14 protein-coding genes are annotated in these 15,552 nt (G+C 60.2%); 8 read left to right on the top strand and 6 right to left on the bottom strand.

Annotation, left to right across the window (positions count from 1 at the left end):
- Positions 1–288 precede the first annotated feature (288 nt).
- From ACEVBK_RS13765 to ACEVBK_RS13750, 4 genes are all read left to right on the top strand, one after another.
- Entirely contained in the window at positions 289–3,345 is a 3,057-nt protein-coding gene (locus ACEVBK_RS13765) for an FAD-binding and (Fe-S)-binding domain-containing protein (protein WP_375055491.1), read from the top strand.
- Positions 3,346–3,475: 130 nt separating this feature from the next.
- Positions 3,476–3,718 carry a GlsB/YeaQ/YmgE family stress response membrane protein gene (locus ACEVBK_RS13760; RefSeq protein WP_375055490.1) on the top strand — a complete coding sequence of 81 codons (243 nt, stop codon included), beginning with the start codon at positions 3,476–3,478 and terminating at the stop codon, positions 3,716–3,718.
- 54 nt (positions 3,719–3,772) lie between these two features.
- Positions 3,773–4,198 (top strand): hotdog fold thioesterase, encoded by a 426-nt coding sequence (locus ACEVBK_RS13755; protein ID WP_375055489.1) that lies wholly within the window; start codon positions 3,773–3,775, stop codon positions 4,196–4,198.
- A gap of 123 nt (positions 4,199–4,321) precedes the next feature.
- Positions 4,322–6,097, top strand: a complete 1,776-nt coding sequence (locus ACEVBK_RS13750) for a DEAD/DEAH box helicase (RefSeq protein ID WP_375055488.1) — start codon at positions 4,322–4,324, stop codon at positions 6,095–6,097.
- Positions 6,098–6,402: 305 nt separating this feature from the next.
- On the opposite strand, the gene suhB is transcribed toward ACEVBK_RS13750, so the two are convergent.
- Positions 6,403–7,206 (bottom strand): inositol-1-monophosphatase, encoded by an 804-nt coding sequence (gene suhB, locus ACEVBK_RS13745; RefSeq protein WP_375055487.1) that lies wholly within the window; start codon positions 7,204–7,206, stop codon positions 6,403–6,405.
- Positions 7,207–7,463: 257 nt separating this feature from the next.
- Between suhB and ACEVBK_RS13740 the strand changes: the two genes are divergently transcribed.
- Both ACEVBK_RS13740 and ACEVBK_RS13735 read left to right on the top strand, forming a co-directional pair.
- On the top strand, positions 7,464–7,958 hold the full coding sequence (locus ACEVBK_RS13740) for an acyloxyacyl hydrolase (RefSeq protein WP_375055486.1): 495 nt from the start codon (positions 7,464–7,466) through the stop codon (positions 7,956–7,958).
- A gap of 127 nt (positions 7,959–8,085) precedes the next feature.
- Entirely contained in the window at positions 8,086–9,264 is a 1,179-nt protein-coding gene (locus ACEVBK_RS13735) for an MFS transporter (protein WP_375055485.1), read from the top strand.
- A gap of 68 nt (positions 9,265–9,332) precedes the next feature.
- Here ACEVBK_RS13735 and ACEVBK_RS13730 read toward each other — a convergent pair whose 3' ends face one another.
- Positions 9,333–9,584: a YfhL family 4Fe-4S dicluster ferredoxin gene (locus ACEVBK_RS13730; RefSeq protein ID WP_375055484.1), complete on the bottom strand. Its 252-nt coding sequence runs from the start codon at positions 9,582–9,584 to the stop codon at positions 9,333–9,335.
- A 198-nt stretch (positions 9,585–9,782) separates the two neighbouring features.
- On the opposite strand from ACEVBK_RS13730, the gene pdxH reads away from it, so the two are divergent.
- Positions 9,783–10,418: a pyridoxamine 5'-phosphate oxidase gene (pdxH, locus tag ACEVBK_RS13725; RefSeq protein ID WP_375055483.1), complete on the top strand. Its 636-nt coding sequence runs from the start codon at positions 9,783–9,785 to the stop codon at positions 10,416–10,418.
- Between the two features lie 14 nt (positions 10,419–10,432).
- Complete coding sequence (locus ACEVBK_RS13720; RefSeq protein ID WP_375058576.1) at positions 10,433–10,921, top strand: GNAT family N-acetyltransferase; 489 nt, start codon at positions 10,433–10,435, stop codon at positions 10,919–10,921.
- 61 nt (positions 10,922–10,982) lie between these two features.
- Here the strand turns inward: ACEVBK_RS13720 and ACEVBK_RS13715 are convergent, their stop codons facing one another.
- The 4 genes from ACEVBK_RS13715 to mnmA all read right to left on the bottom strand — a co-directional run bounded on the left by ACEVBK_RS13715 (position 10,983) and on the right by mnmA (position 15,464).
- Entirely contained in the window at positions 10,983–12,125 is a 1,143-nt protein-coding gene (locus tag ACEVBK_RS13715) for a JmjC domain-containing protein (protein WP_375055482.1), read from the bottom strand.
- Between the two features lie 200 nt (positions 12,126–12,325).
- Positions 12,326–13,696 (bottom strand): adenylosuccinate lyase, encoded by a 1,371-nt coding sequence (purB, locus tag ACEVBK_RS13710; RefSeq protein WP_375055481.1) that lies wholly within the window; start codon positions 13,694–13,696, stop codon positions 12,326–12,328.
- 41 nt (positions 13,697–13,737) lie between these two features.
- Positions 13,738–14,361 carry a high frequency lysogenization protein HflD gene (gene hflD, locus ACEVBK_RS13705; RefSeq protein WP_375055480.1) on the bottom strand — a complete coding sequence of 208 codons (624 nt, stop codon included), beginning with the start codon at positions 14,359–14,361 and terminating at the stop codon, positions 13,738–13,740.
- On the bottom strand, positions 14,358–15,464 hold the full coding sequence (mnmA, locus tag ACEVBK_RS13700; RefSeq protein ID WP_375055479.1) for a tRNA 2-thiouridine(34) synthase MnmA: 1,107 nt from the start codon (positions 15,462–15,464) through the stop codon (positions 14,358–14,360). Before mnmA ends, hflD begins: the two co-directional genes overlap by 4 nt.
- Positions 15,465–15,552: the final 88 nt, after the last annotated feature.

Genomic DNA, 15,552 nt, shown 5'->3' with positions numbered 1-15,552 from the left:
GGGCAGATCAAGCCGTACCCGCGGCGGCTTGTCTAGGGGGGAATCCGGTGGCATCCGGGGGATGGTCGGCTCCTGTCGTTAATTCTCTGTATCAGGTCGGATTTTCCCGGTTAATGCCGTTGGAAAAGGACGTTATGCTATGGCTGTTTTTTCGTGTAGAGCATACATGTGGCATCACAGTAGCGCGGTTTGTATCCTGTCTTGCCACTCGCCCCGGCCGCCCCTCCGGGTGTATACTGGGCGCCTCTCTGGGCGCATTCTTACAGGATATAAAGGGGACAGGTCGTTATGATCCCAAGGATTGATCTGCAGCAGCAGATAAACCCCACTTATTTTTCTTTTCTCGAGGCTCTGGCCGGCAGTGGTTTTCGCGGTGACATAGAACGCAGCTATGCCAGCCGGCTGGCGGTAGCCACCGACAACAGCGTTTATCAATGCCTGCCGCAGGCGGTGGTGTTTCCCCGTTCGTCCCAGGATCTGGTGGTGATGCTGGGCCTGGCGTCCAGGGACGCCTACAAGGACATCCGCTTCGCGCCCAGGGGCGGCGGCACCGGCACCAACGGCCAGTCGCTCAACGACAACATCGTGGTGGACCTGTCCCGGCATATGCACCAGCTGCTGACCGTGGATGCAGACGGCCGCCGGGTACGGCTGCAGACCGGCATGGTCAAGGACAAGCTCAACCAGCTGGTGGCGCCCCATGGGCTCTTCTTCTCGCCGGATCTGTCCACCAGCAACAGGGCGACCATCGGCGGCATGATCAATACCGACGCCTCCGGCCAGGGTTCCCTGGTCTATGGCAAGACCTCGGATCACGTGCTGGGGGTCACCGCCGTGCTGGTAGATGGCACCCTGATCGAAACCGGGCCGGTGTCCGGCGAGGCGCTGGACCAGAAGCTGGAGGAAGACAGCCGGGAAGGGGAGCTGTACCGCTGCGTCTATCACAGCGTCACCGAGCACGCGGGTGAGATAGCGCGCCGCTTTCCCAAGCTCAACCGCTTCCTGACGGGATACGACCTGAAGCACGTCTACGACAAGCACACCCACACCCTGGATCTGACCCGCATCCTGTGCGGTTCCGAGGGCTCCCTGGCCTTTATCACCGAAGCCTGGCTGGATCTGACCCCGATCCCGAGCTACCGCACCCTGGTCAACGTCAAGTACGACAGCTTCCAGTCCGCCTTGCGCAACGCGCCGCTGATGGTGGAAGCCAAGGCGTTGTCGGTGGAAACGGTGGACTCCAAGGTGCTCAACCTGGCGCGGGAAGACATTATCTGGCATTCGGTGAGCGATCTCATTCAGGACGTACCGGGCAAGGTGATGGACGGCCTCAACATGGTGGAATACGCCGACCAGGACGGTGAGGCCCAGCGTGAGAAGGTAGAGGCCCTCTGCGCCCGGCTCGATGATCTTATCGCCCGTGGCGAGGCGGGCATCATCGGCTATCAGCTCTGTGACGATTTGGCTTCCCTCAACCGCATCTACGCCATGCGCAAGAAGGCGGTGGGTCTGCTCGGCAACGCCAAGGGCCGCAAGAAGCCGGTGGCCTTCGTGGAAGATACCGCGGTGCCGCCGGAGCACCTGGCCGACTACATCATGGAGTTCCGCCAGTTGCTCGACGATAACGGCCTGCAGTACGGCATGTTCGGCCATGTGGATGCCGGTGTACTGCATGTGCGCCCGGCGTTGGACATGACCGACCCCGAGCAGGAGGTGATGCTGCGCCGCATCTCCGACCAGGTCAATGCGCTCACCGCCAAATTCGGCGGCCTGATGTGGGGCGAGCACGGCAAGGGCTACCGCTCCGAGTACAGCCCCGTCTTCTTCGGTGAAACGCTGTTCACCGAGCTGCGTCGCATCAAGTCGGCCTTCGATCCCTTCAATCGCCTGAATCCGGGCAAGATCTGCACCCCACTCGACAGCCTGGAACAACTGGTCTCGGTGGACGCCACCAAGCGTGGCTTCTTCGACCGGCAAATCCCGGTACATGTGCGGGATGGTTTTACCCAGGCCATGGACTGCAACGGCAACGGACTCTGTTTCGACTTCGAGGTGCGCTCGCCCATGTGCCCCTCGATGAAGCTCACCGCCGATCGGCGCCACTCGCCCAAGGGCCGCGCCGGCCTGGTGCGGGAATGGCTGCGCCAGCTCTCGGCCCAGGGCTTCGACCCCATGGCCGAGGAGGCGGCGGTGATGAGCCGGGGCAGCAGCGTCAAGGGGATGGTGGAGCGTATCAAGCATACCCTGGCCAGGAGCCGGGGAGAATATGACTTCTCCCACGAGGTGAAGGAGGCGATGGACGGCTGCCTGGCCTGCAAGGCCTGCTCCAGCCAGTGCCCGATCAAGGTAGACGTGCCCACCTTCCGCGCCCGCTTCCTGCAGCTCTACCATCAGCGCTATCAGCGCCCGCCCAAGGATTACCTGGTGTCCTGGGTGGAAAGCTATACCCCCTGGATGGCCAAGGCGCCCAAACTGGTCAACCCGGTGATGAAGAACAAGTGGGTCAAGCGTGGCGCCGAGTCGGTATTGGGCATGGTGGATATGCCCCTGATCAGCGAGCCCAGCCTGAAAACCCTGTTGGCGGACGGCCCGGCAAGCCAGTTCGACCTGGCGCGGCTGCAGGGCCTGAGCGTGGAGCAGAAGGCGAAAACCGTGCTTATCGTGCAGGATCCCTTCACCTCCTTCTACGATGCCCAGGTGGTGTTCGATCTGGTGCGCCTGGCCACGGCGCTCGGCTTCGAACCGGTGGTGTTGCCGTTCAAGCCCAACGGCAAGGCGGCTCATGTCAAAGGCTTTTTACGCCGCTTCGCCGCTATGGCGGCGGACAGCGCCCAGTTCCTCAACCAACTGGCCCGGCTCGATATTTCCATGGTGGGGGTGGATCCTTCCCTGGTGCTCTGTTACCGGGACGAATACGAGAAAATCCTGGGCCCGGCCCGGGGCGACTTCGAAGTGCTGCTGCCCCAGGAATGGTTGCTGAAGAGGCTGGAATGTATCCCGGCCCGGGAGCCGGCCGGCGAGCCCTGGTACCTGTTTGGCCACTGCACCGAAAAAACCGCCAAGCCCGCCACCCATCAGGACTGGGGCAAAATCTTCGGCCGCCTGGGCGCCAAGCTTGAACCGGTGGCGGTGGGGTGCTGCGGCATGGCCGGTACCTACGGCCACGAAGCCAGGAACCTGGAAGGCTCCAAGACCCTCTATGGCCTGAGTTGGGCCGAGCCCATGAGCAAGTTGCCCCGTGAGCGCTGCCTGGCCACCGGCTTTTCCTGCCGCAGCCAGGTCAAGCGGATGGAAGGGCAACCGGTCAGGCATCCGGTGCAGGCTCTGCTAAGCTTGCTGATTTAAGGGCGGGGACTGGTGAAGCGGTGCTCCATCTGGTCGAATAAATTCGACCAGATGGAGCACCGCTGGATGATGAAGGTGGACCGGGGCCCACTGCAACGACCCCGGTCCACCGAAACAACAGGGAGAATCTATGGGACTTTTCTGGGGATTGATCATCGGTGGTCTGGCCGGCTGGATTGCCGGCAACCTGATGAAAGGGCGGGGATTCGGCCTGCTCGGCAACATAGTGGTGGGGCTGGTGGGCGGTTTTCTCGGCGGCGTGGTGTTCCGCCTGTTGGGCCTGGCCGCCACCGGCCTGCTGGGTTCTCTCATCATGTCGGTGGTGGGGGCGGTGTTGCTGATCTTTATCGTCGGCAAAGTCGCCCGGCGTTAGGGCCGTGCCGTTAGGAGTGAAGCCTGGCGCTTTACCATCAAATAGTGTCTTTTTATGTGGAAACGTGAATTTACGCTGGACAGTTTGAACCAACTGTCAGAGAATACGCTCGCAGCCCAGTTGGGCATGACCTTTTGTGAAGTGGGTCACGGTTTTTTGAGCGGTACCATGCCGGTCGACCATCGTACTCACCAGCCTCTTGGCATGTTACATGGCGGCGCTTCAGTAGCGCTGGCCGAGACCCTGGGTTCAGTAGCTGCCAATATGTGCGTTGAAGCGGGTTATTATTGCGTTGGTCTGGAGGTTAACGCAAATCACGTCCGCGCCAAACGAAGCGGCCTTGTTACAGGTACCGCACGTCCCCTCCATTTGGGCGCGACGACACAAGTCTGGCAGATCGACATCCATGATGAGAAAGATCGACTGGTTTGTACCAGCCGGTTAACCATGGCGGTGTTGAGACAAAAACGGCCAGATTAGCCTTGTGAATCTATGTGTGACACACACTGTGTGAAGGGAAGCCCTCACCCCTGGTGAGAATGGGCTGTCCCTGGCCTTTTACTGTATCAGTCCGCCGACATTTTATTTATTCGGAACTGTTAAATGACAAATACTTCTTCTGTACTTGGTTTTGCTGACCTCGGGCTGGCGCCTGCCGTTCTTCAAGCTCTGACCGACGCCGGTTACGAGCAGCCTTCTGCTATTCAGGCCGCCGCCATTCCTACCCTGCTGACCGGGCGGGACGTACTGGGTCTGGCACAAACCGGTACCGGTAAAACCGCAGCCTTCGCCCTGCCGATGCTGAGCCGCATCACCGGCGGCAACGCCCAGCCCCAGGTGCTGGTGCTGGCCCCGACCCGTGAACTGGCCATCCAGGTCGCCGAGTCCTTCGAAGGCTACGCCAAATATCAGAAAGACATTCGCATTCTGTCCATCTATGGTGGCCAGGCCTACGACAGCCAGATCCGTGCCCTCAAACGCGGTGTCGACATTATTGTCGGTACCCCGGGCCGGGTCATGGACCACATGCGTCGCGGCACCCTGAAGCTCGACAACCTGCAAGCATTGGTGCTGGACGAAGCCGATGAAATGCTGCGCATGGGCTTTATCGACGACGTGGAATGGATCCTGGAGCATACGCCCGAGAGCCGTCAGATTGCCCTGTTTTCCGCCACCATGCCGCCGGCCATCCAGCGCGTGGCTCAGAAATACCTGAAAAACCCGGAAGAAGTGCGTATTGCCAACAAGACCCGCACCAACGCCAGCATCCGTCAGCGTTACTGGTTCGTGCGTGGTATGTCCAAGCATGAAGCCCTGTGTCGCCTGGTGGAAACCGAAGAGATGGATGCCATGCTGGTGTTCGTCCGTACCCGTAAAGATGCCGAAGATCTGGCCGAAATGATGGTGCGTGAAGGCCATGCCTGTGAAGCCCTGCACGGCGACATTCCGCAGAAATTGCGCGAGAAAGTGGTCGACCGTCTGAAAAATGGCCGCCTGAACGTACTGGTTGCGACCGACGTGGTTGCCCGTGGTCTGGACGTAGAGCGTATCAGCCATGTGGTCAACTTCGACATGCCCCACGACAACGAATCCTACGTGCACCGTATCGGCCGTACCGGCCGTGCCGGCCGCGAGGGTGATGCCATCCTGTTTGTGACCGGTCGTGAAAAGCGCAACCTGTTCAACCTGGAGCGCCATACCCGCCAGCCGATCGAAGAAATGCAGATGCCGTCCGCCGACGACATCAACAAGATCCGCGCCGAACGTTTCAAATCCCGCATTCGCACCAGCGTGGAAGCGGATGAAAAAGCCCTGGCTCCTTTCGTGGAAATGGTGACGGCTCTGCAGGAAGATGGTGTGGACGCGGCCCAACTGGCGGCGGGCCTGGCTCGTCTGTTGCAGGGTGACCGCCCGCTGTTCGTGGAAGACAGGCCGATGGCTGCCCGCCGGCCCGACGTGCGCGAAAGCCGTGACGGTGGTCGCGAGCGTTTCGAGCGAGCCGAACGCCCCCGTGCCGCCCGTGGCGGCAAGGACGACGTATCCGGTGTGGTGATGGAAACTTTCCGAGTGGATGTGGGCCGGGTGCACGGCGTCAAGCCGGGCCACCTGGTGGGTGCCATTGCCAACGAAGCGGACCTGGAATCCCGTTATATCGGCCAGATCCAGATCCATGACGATTTCTCTACCGTGGATCTGCCGGAAGGCATGACCGCCGAAGTACAGCAGGTACTGCAGAAGGTGCGGGTATGTCAGCGTCCGCTGAACCTGGCCAAGTACGAAGGCGGCCCGCTGCCCCGTCGCGGTAATTTCCGCCCCAATAACGATGAGCGTGGCGGCAAGTTTCGCCCTCGTCGTAACGACAAGCGTCTGAACGGCTAATTGCCGCGTTAGGACGACCAAAGGCCTGCCGGGTAACCGGCAGGCCTTTTTGTTTTATACGGGGCCGGGGCGTAAGGGAGAAAGCGAGTGGGGCCTTTCCTCCTCCGTCCGCAATGGGTGCTACACCGTGACCGAGGCGTTGTATTTGGTCGACTGAAGTTCTCGCCCTCGCGGGAATGCAGGCGAGCCGTCCTCCCTGCGCAGTCGCTTGTGGGCGCAAGCGAGGGTGTCACGCCTTACCGATCGACGGGCACAAAAAAGCCCCGACGCATCGGGGCTTTATATCGAGTGGGGTCGTTAATCGGTCAGTTGGCGAGGGACTCCGGCAGGTGCTCGCGGATGGTAGACAACATGACTTTCAGTACCTTGGGGTTGGCGCAGACGACATTGCCGCTGCGCTCATAGTTGTGACCGCCAACGAAGTCGGTGACGATGGCACCGGCTTCTCGTGCAATCAGGCTGCCGGCGGCAGAATCCCAGGGCTTGAGGCCCAGTTCCCAATAACCGTCTACCCGGCCGGCTGCGACATAGGCCAGATCCAAGCTGGCGGCGCCGGCACGGCGGATGTCCGCACACTGGACAAACATGTCTTTGAACATGGCCAGATAAGCGTCGGCCTGGTGTTTCTGCTTGAAGGGGAAGCCGGTGGCCAGCACGGTGTTGGTCAAATCCTTGGCCTTGCCGGTACGAATACGATAGCCGTTCAACTGGGCGCCGGCACCACGGCTGGCGGTAAAGAGCTCGTCGCGAATAGGATCGTAAACCACGGCCTGTTCGGTACGGCCTTTGACCCGCAAGGCGATGGACACCGCGAAGTGGGGAATGCCTTTAACAAAGTTGGTGGTGCCATCAAGGGGGTCTATGATCCACTGGTAGTCCGGGTTACTGCCGGTCAGTTCGCCACATTCTTCACCGATGATCGTGTGCTCCGGGTAAGACTTGCGGATGGTGTTTACTACGGCGTTTTCCGCATCAAGGTCGACATTGGTAACAAAATCGCTCTGGCCTTTTTGGTGTGTTTCCACGTTGTCCGGGTTGGCGAAACCTTTGACGATAACTTGACCGGCGTTGCGCGCAGCGCGCACCGCAATATTCAGCATCGGATGCATATTAGTGAACCCACTTGATGTTAAAGAACGAAATTTGAGCGGCGAATTATACCAGCGTACCCGGTCCAGGCAAGGATTAAATAGTATGCCGGGGGCCGCTGGCCAGAGCCGGGGACAGTCCGGCATCCAGGGTAACCGTGTGACAAGGCTCGTATCCCGGTAGAAAAAATTGTTGGTAAAAAGGGGGGAGGGGGCCCTCGTAAGTTAAGAAAGCCAGCTATCTTTGATGAACCAGTGGCAATCAAAGAGACTCAAACATGAACAAATGGAGCTTGTGGCTGTTTGTGCTTTTGTCGGCGCCGGTGTATGCCGAGATAGAGCTGCAGGTAGGTGCTGGCGGTGGTGACGGGGCGGATCGTTACAGCCTGGGTATCGGATGGACAGAAACCTGGCGGGATCTGGGGACCGGGCAACTGGGCTATGGCATCGGCTTCGACAGCAGTTATTGGGAGCTGGAAGATGACGATCTGGTGCAACTGAGCCTGGTTCCGACCCTGAGTTACCGTGCCCGGAAACATGACGGTTTTCGCCCTTTTGTGTTTGTGGGGGTGGGGCCGGCCTGGATCAGCCAGACCTGGCTTGGTCCGCGTGAGCTGTCCAGCCAGTTTCAGTTTTCCAGTCGGGCTGGCGTCGGAGTGGCACTGGAGCAGCATAGCCTGGCTCTGGAGGGGTGGCATTTGTCCAATGGCGGCCTCAAACAGCCTAACGATGGGCTGAGCTCCTGGGGCGTCCACTATCGTTATAATTTCTGATTAGAAAATCTAGGCCTGGACATTATAAAAGGTCGTTCAGGCTGTTCTTGCCAGTTAATCTCTCTATTCATTATGATGCGATCCACATCACACTCTGCCCGAGCGGGCGCTTTTGGAGATCGCGGCCATGTCGGGCCTTTCCTTGGTATTACTCACCGTATTGATGGTGGCTTCGGGTCAAATGACCCAAACCCTGTATGTTCCCGCCATGGGCGATATGGCCATCGAGCTGCAGGTGGCAAGCGACAGCCTACCACTGGTGATGGCTTTTTATCTTATACCATACGGATTATTTCAGTTTATCTATGGCCCCCTGTCCGATCGTTTCGGCCGCCGTCCGGTATTGCTGGCGGGACTGTCCATCTATGTCGTGGGCTCTGCGCTGATCCTGGCCTGGCCTGTATTTCCGGTATTGCTGCTGGGCAGTTTTATTCAGGGCGCGGGCACGGCGGCTGCGGGCAGCCTGTGTCGTAGCCTGATGCGGGACAAGTTCGAAGGTACCGAACTGGTACGTTACAACGGCTATGTGTCCATGGGCATCATGCTGGCGCCGCTGTTGGCCCCGCTGATCGGCGGTTATCTCAACCTGCATTTTGGCTGGCAATCCATGTACCTGTTCTTGTTGGCCATGGGATTGGCGATCACTCTGGTGATGGTGCTGTGCTTCCAGGAAACTCTGCCGCAGTCGCGTCGTCATGCCCAGCCGATGTTACCGGCCTATCAGTACGTGTTGCACAATAGCAGTTTTCGTCGTCAGTTGGGGATGCTGATCGCCGCCTTCGCCGGGGTCATCCTCTACGAGGCGGTGTTCAGTGTATTGGTCGGCAAACAAAGCAGCCTGAGTAGTGCCGAGATAAGCTTGCTGTTCATCATGCCGCTGCCGCTGTATTTTGCCGGCGCCATGCTGGCTTCCTGGAAGGCAGCGAGCTGGTCCATTGCCCGCTTGCAATGGATTTCCACTGCCAGCCTGTTGTTGGGCGCTGCCATCGTGCTGGCATCCGCCTTCGACCCGCGTTTGAGCGTGGCCGGGCTGGTACTGGGGGGCAGCATCTATTTTGCCGGTGCAGGCCTGTTGTTCCCGGTCGCTACTTCCAGGGCGGTAGCGCCTTTTCCCCAGCATAGCGGTACCGCCGGTGCCTTGCTGGGCGGCAGCTCCAATCTGGGCGGTGGCCTCTTCCTGCTCGTACAGGGTGGCTTGCCGGAAATGAATCAACTGGTACTGGGTGGATTGTTGCTGGCCTTTGCCGGGCTGGTTATGTGGTTCTTGCTGCCGAGCGGCGAGGCCGTGCCGGAGCACGGGGTGTAACGGCTAGAGGGTTGAAACGCAGCCCATGTGAGGCATGGAGCGCAGGCGCCCGCCTGCCTTTCATGCCCTCAGGGTTTATGGTGCAACAGTACGAATTTGTCCCATAGCTGTTCCTCGCTTTCCCGGTGATCGGGATGGTCGATGATACAGTCGATGGGACAGACACTGATGCAGGTGGGCTTGTCGTAATGGCCGACACACTCGGTGCACAGGACCGGGTCGATCTCGTAGATCTCCGGGCCGAAAGCGATGGCGTCATTCGGACACTCCGGCTCGCACATGTCGCAGTTGATGCACTTGTCGGTGATCAGTAGTGCCATGGTATAAAACTCGTATCAAGCTGGGATGAAAGGAGGTAGCAAGGGCCGGATTTTAGCACTTTTTGCTGTGATACCGAGGCTTTTGTGGTTATGCCGGCAGTGCCAATGGCGGCCGCTGCAACATGCTTTGCCCTGCTTGCCAATCCCGGGCGGCCAACGCACAATAGCGACTACCCCGACATATGAGAGATCCTATCTATGGAGTTGGCTGACTACCGGCGGGAATACCTGCAGGGCGGCTTGCGGCGTAAAGATCTGCCGGATAATCCCCTGCGCTTGTTTGAAACCTGGATGCAGCAGGCCATTGCTGCCGGCTTGGCCGATCCCACCGCCATGGTGGTGGCCACGGTGGACGAACGGGGGCAGCCGTTCCAGCGTATTGTATTGCTCAAGCATGCGGATGAACGGGGCTTTGTGTTTTACACCAACATGGGCAGCCGCAAGGCCGGCCAGTTGGCAGCCAATCCCCGTATCAGCCTGCTGTTTCCCTGGCATATGCTGGAGCGGCAGGTGCACGTTACCGGCCAGGTCGAGCGGCTGTCGACCATGGAGGTGATGAAATACTTCAGCAGCCGTCCGAAGGACAGCCAGATCGGTGCTTGGGTTTCCAACCAGTCTTCCCGTATTTCCGCCCGTGGTTTGCTGGAGGCCAAGTTCCTGGAAATGAAACAGAAATTCGCTAGTGGCGAAGTACCGTTGCCGAGCTTCTGGGGCGGTTTCCGGGTGTGCTTCGAGACTGTCGAGTTCTGGCAGGGGGGAGCCAACCGCCTGCACGACCGCTTTCTTTATCAACGCAGCCCCGATGGCTGGGCCATCGATCGCCTGGCACCCTAGGAGCCCTTATGCTGATATTCAGAACCGAGCGCCCGGGTGACGGCGACGACATCGATGAAGTAGTGTATGCCGCCTTCGACCGCCCCGACGAAGCGGATCTGGTGCTGGCGTTACGCGAGCAGGGTGCCATCAGTGTCAGCCAGGTGGCGGAATACGAGGGGGCGGTGATCGGCCATCTGGCGATGAGCCCGGTATATATCAACGGCGAGGATCTGGGATGGCTGGGTCTGGCACCGGTCAGTATCTGGCCCGACTGCCAGCGCCAGGGGGTGGGTTCGGCGATGATCAAGGAAGCCATCAACGCCGCCAACGAACTGGACTGGGCCGGCATAGTGGTGCTGGGTGACCCGGCCTTCTACGGCCGTTTTGGCTTCAAGCCGGCGCGTGAACTGCAATTGCACAGTATCTATCCGGATGCTGGCGATGCTTTTATGGCGCTGCCCCTGAAGCAGCCAGTACCCAGTGGTCTGGTGACCTACCACCCCGCCTTTGACGGGCTGTAACAGGGTTGGGACAGGGCACTGAGAATTTTAACCTTCAAGCTTCAGTTCCCAGTTCCTGCTCTTATTCGTCTTCTTCGAAATACCAATAGCCCTGGTTGACCAGCGGCAGCAGTACTTCCAGCAGTACCTTGGGCTCTTTCAGACAGGCGACTTCCGGGCCGCAGATACGGGCCTGGTCGCACAGCAGGCCGATGGCATCCGAATCGGGCTCTTTCAACTGGTAACGCTCGCCGTCCAGATAGAATACCTGTTCACTGCCTTCCATATAGAAACAGCGCACCCCACCCAGCCGATACAGATGGTCGCCGTGATCCAGGCGCAGCACCAGCTCTTCCAGGCTGTAGAGCGGCTCGGTCGGCTCCAGGTCCAGATCATGCTTGGCTTCCGACATCATCTCGCCAAACCAGTCGGCCAGGCGAGCCGGTTCTTCCAGCAGCTCGGTCATCAGCGATTTAACCTGGGCCAGCACGGCCAGATCGATACGGCCGTGGGCCTGGCAGGGCGTGATGGCGGCGTCGTCAAAACGGCGGGTCACCGCCTCGTGGGCCAAAATATGATCGGCGAAGCTGGAGATCAGATCCTTGGCGTCGGGGGCGCGGAACCCGACCGAGTAGTTGAGCGCCGGCGTGACCGCATAGCCTTCGTGGGGGCAGCCGGGAGGGATATAGAGGATATCGCCCGGCTCCAGCACCGCATCGATATCGGCCTCGAAGGCTTCGCAGTGACGCAGGGCGCCGTGGGCGGCAAATTCCTTCAGGGTCTGCTGCCTGCCTACCCGCCAGCGGCGCTTGCCTTCACCCTGAATGATAAAGACACCATATTGATCGATATGAGGGCCGACGCCACCGCCCGGGGTGGAAAAACTTACCATCACATCATCGAAACGCCAGCCGGGGATAAAGCGAAATGCCTCGGCGATGTCCTGTACCGCCGGATGCCACTGGTTGACGGCCTGCACCAGCAGGGTCCAGTCTTCTTCGCCCAGGTGGTCGTAGCTGTCGAAGGGGCCGGTTTCCGCCTGCCAGCGCTCGTCTGCCCGCCAGACCCGGCGGGACTCGATATGGGGCTCCAGGGCCAGCCCGGCCAGTTCATCCGGGCTCAGCGGATCTTCGAAGCCGGGCAGCCCGGCCTTGATCAGCAGCGGCTTGCGCTGCCAGTAGTGAGCGAGAAAGTGTTCGATATCGAGTTTGAGAGCGCTGTGCATGGGTGCCTGTCGGGATGGAAATAATGCTTAAAGAATAGCGGAGTATTATGCCAAGGCGTGGCGTAGAAGGGAATGATGGTGAGGGGTGAGGGGTGAGGGGTGAGGGGTGAGGGGTGAGGGGTGAGGGGTGAGGGGTGAGGGGTGAGGGGTGAGGGGTGAGGGGTGAGGGGTGAGGATCTTACGCCTCACCCCTGACGCCTTTACTTCAGCTCGTCGGTCAGTTGGATGGCACGGCCGATGTAGTTGGCCGGGGTTAACTGCTTGAGCTCGGCTTTCACCGACTCCGGCAGTGCCAGGCCGTCGATAAAGGCGCGCATGCCTTCGGCGTCGACCCGCTTGCCCCGGGTCAGCTCCTTGAGCTTTTCGTAGGGTTTTTCGATACCGTAGCGGCGCATCACCGTCTGTACCGGCTCGGCCAGCACTTCCCAGTTCTGATCCAGATCGGTGGCCAGCGCCTGCGGGTTGGCTTCCAGCTTGCTGATGCCCTTGAGGGTGGCCTGGTAGGCGATGAGCGAGTAGCCCACCGCCACACCCAAGTTGCGCAGCACCGTGCTGTCGGTCAGATCCCGCTGCCAGCGGGAGATCGGCAGCTTGGCGGCCAGATGGTTGAACACGGCGTTGGCCAGCCCCAGGTTGCCTTCGGAGTTTTCGAAGTCGATGGGGTTGACCTTGTGCGGCATGGTGCTGGAGCCGATTTCACCGGCCACGGTACGCTGCTTGAAGTAGCCCACCGAGATATAACCCCAGATGTCCCGATCGAAGTCGATGAGGATGGTGTTGAAGCGGGCCAGGGCGTCGAACAGCTCGGCGATGTAGTCGTGGGGCTCGATCTGGGTGGTGTAGGGGTTCCAGGTCAGCTCCAGGCGGGCGACGAATCGCTCGGCAAAGTCGTGCCAGTCCACTTCCGGGTAAGCGGACATATGGGCGTTGTAGTTGCCCACCGCGCCGTTGATCTTGGCCAGCAGCTCCACTGCCAGAATCTGCTTGAACTGGCGCTCCAGCCGGTAGGCCACGTTGGCCATTTCCTTGCCCAGGGTGGTGGGAGAGGCGGGTTGGCCGTGGGTGCGGCTCAGCATGGGGACGTCACGGTACTGTTTCGCCAACTGCTTGACCGCGTCGATAAGCTCGCGGCAGTAGGGAGCGATGACTTCTTCCCGGGCGGCCTTCAGCATCAGTGCGTGGGCATTGTTGTTGATGTCTTCGCTGGTGCAGGCGAAGTGGATGAACTCGCTCACCGCCGCCAGTTCGGGCTGGGCCTCGACCTTCTCCTTGAGGAAGTATTCTACCGCCTTTACGTCGTGGTTGGTGGTGCGTTCGATATCCTTGATGCGCTGGCCGTCGGCCTCGTTGAACTCGGCCACGATGCGATCCAGGTAGGCATTGGCCTCGGCGGACAGGGCGGGCACCTCGGTGATTTCAGCATGTTCGGCCAGGGCCTGCAGCCAGCGGACTTCCACTTCGACGCGAAAGCGCAATAAACCAAACTCGGAAAAAATGGCGCGCAGCTCCTGGGTTTTGGCGCCGTAACGGCCATCGACCGGGGAAATAGCCGTTAATGCTGACAGTTCCATGAACAAGGACTCCTGAACGTTGGGGGGTAACTAAGGATACATCAATAGCGCAGGGCGGCCTGGGCTTGCGCCACCAGTCGCTTGCGGGAAAACAGTATATGGCGGCGCTTGCCGCCGAGCTGACGCCACAGCACGGCGCTGCGGATACCGGCCAGTAACAGGGCGCGGATTTGGTGTTGCACCAGCGGTTGCTGCAGATAGCTGGGGTTGCCCGCCACCTGGATACGCGGCCCTATGGGGCTGACAATGTCGCTGTAGATGCTGGCCAGGTTGGCCAGTACCTGCTCGTCGAGCAGTTCGAAGTGGTGCAACTGACGCTTGACCTGGTTGATACGCTCGCCCAGCATCGCCATCAGATCCCGGCGTTTGGCCAGCTTGCGTTCCAGCGCCACCAGGCCCACCAGGTAGCGGGTGAGTTCGGCATTCTTCTGGCCGCCATCGGTGCTGAGCTGGTCGATCAGGGTCTGATAACCCAACTGCAATTGTGCATGGCCGCCGTAAATGTCTGCCGAACGCTCGGCGTCGGTGACCAGAATGCTGTTGAGCGTGGCGGTGAGCACCGTTTTGTCTTCGATAGTGCCTTGACGGGCAACCTGTTGTACCAGGCTGGCCGCCTGGCAGATACCGGCAAAGGCCAGGGTTTGGTTTTCCAGACTATGACTCACGCATGCTCCTGACTGAATCGGGTTTCGATAATGCCGCCGCCGAGGCAGACGTCGCCCTGATAAAACACGGCGGACTGCCCCGGCGTCACCGCGGCCTGCGGGCTGTCGAAGGTCACCCTGATGGTCTCGGCGTCCACCGGCTCCACCCGGCAGGGAATGTCTTCCTGGCGATAGCGGGTTTTCACCGTGCAGCGGAAGGGCTGGGTTACCGGCTGGCGGTTTACCCAGTGCAACTGGCGAGCGATCAGGCCATCGGAATAGAGGCGGGGGTGATCGCCCTGGGCCACCACCAAGACGTTGCGTTCCAGCTCCTTGTCGACCACATACCAGGGGTCGTCGGTGGCGTTCTTGAGGCCGCCGATGCCAAGGCCCTTGCGTTGGCCCAGGGTGTGGTACATCAGCCCCTGGTGCTCGCCGATAACTTCGCCACCCACGGTTTCTATCCTGCCCGGCTGGGCCGGCAGGTAACGGGCCAGGAAGTCACGGAACTTACGCTCGCCGATAAAGCAGATGCCGGTGGAATCCTTCTTTTTGGCGGTGACCAGCTCCAGTTGCTCGGCGATGCGGCGCACCTCGGGTTTTTCCAGCTCGCCCACCGGGAACAGGCTCTTGGCCACCTGCCGGGAACTCAGGGTATAGAGGAAGTAGCTCTGATCCTTGTTGCCGTCCCGCCCGCGCAGCAACTTGGGCTGGTCGTCGAAGCTGCGGCGCACATAGTGGCCGGTGGCGATATAGTCGGCGCCCAGGTCCTCGGCGGCGAACTCCAGGAACGCCTTGAACTTGATTTCCTTGTTGCACAGGATATCCGGATTGGGGGTGCGCCCAGCCCGATACTCCGCCAGGAAGTGCTCGAACACGTTGTCCCAGTATTCGGCGGCGAAGTTGATGGTGTGCAGTTCGATGCCGAGCTTGTCGCACACCGCCTGGGCGTCACGCAGATCCTCGGCGGCGGAGCAGTATTCGTCGGTGTCGTCTTCTTCCCAGTTCTTCATGAACAGGCCTTCGACCTGATAGCCCTGCTGTTGCAGCAGCCAGGCCGAAACGGAAGAATCCACACCGCCGGACATACCGACAATCACTTTTAGCTGACTGTTATCGCTCATAACCTGCCGTTACCTGTTAGCAAAACGGGCGGCATTTTACCAGACAAATGCCGCGAGGGGGAGGCGTGAAGGGTGAAACGTGCGGCGA

The organism is Zobellella sp. DQSA1, from assembly GCF_041950555.1.
Lineage (GTDB): Bacteria > Pseudomonadota > Gammaproteobacteria > Enterobacterales > Aeromonadaceae > Oceanimonas.
Note: the sequence above shows the minus strand (reverse complement) of the source record. Positions and strands in the feature narration are given on the sequence as shown.

Coding starts and splice junctions, on each gene's coding strand:
- ACEVBK_RS13765 (WP_375055491.1), top strand. CDS start 289: ATGATCCCAAGGATTGATCTGCAGCAGCAGATAAACCCCACTTATTTT.
- ACEVBK_RS13760 (WP_375055490.1), top strand. CDS start 3,476: ATGGGACTTTTCTGGGGATTGATCATCGGTGGTCTGGCCGGCTGGATT.
- ACEVBK_RS13755 (WP_375055489.1), top strand. CDS start 3,773: ATGTGGAAACGTGAATTTACGCTGGACAGTTTGAACCAACTGTCAGAG.
- ACEVBK_RS13750 (WP_375055488.1), top strand. CDS start 4,322: ATGACAAATACTTCTTCTGTACTTGGTTTTGCTGACCTCGGGCTGGCG.
- suhB (WP_375055487.1), bottom strand. CDS start 7,206: ATGCATCCGATGCTGAATATTGCGGTGCGCGCTGCGCGCAACGCCGGT.
- ACEVBK_RS13740 (WP_375055486.1), top strand. CDS start 7,464: ATGAACAAATGGAGCTTGTGGCTGTTTGTGCTTTTGTCGGCGCCGGTG.
- ACEVBK_RS13735 (WP_375055485.1), top strand. CDS start 8,086: ATGTCGGGCCTTTCCTTGGTATTACTCACCGTATTGATGGTGGCTTCG.
- ACEVBK_RS13730 (WP_375055484.1), bottom strand. CDS start 9,584: ATGGCACTACTGATCACCGACAAGTGCATCAACTGCGACATGTGCGAG.
- pdxH (WP_375055483.1), top strand. CDS start 9,783: ATGGAGTTGGCTGACTACCGGCGGGAATACCTGCAGGGCGGCTTGCGG.
- ACEVBK_RS13715 (WP_375055482.1), bottom strand. CDS start 12,125: ATGCACAGCGCTCTCAAACTCGATATCGAACACTTTCTCGCTCACTAC.
- purB (WP_375055481.1), bottom strand. CDS start 13,696: ATGGAACTGTCAGCATTAACGGCTATTTCCCCGGTCGATGGCCGTTAC.
- mnmA (WP_375055479.1), bottom strand. CDS start 15,464: ATGAGCGATAACAGTCAGCTAAAAGTGATTGTCGGTATGTCCGGCGGT.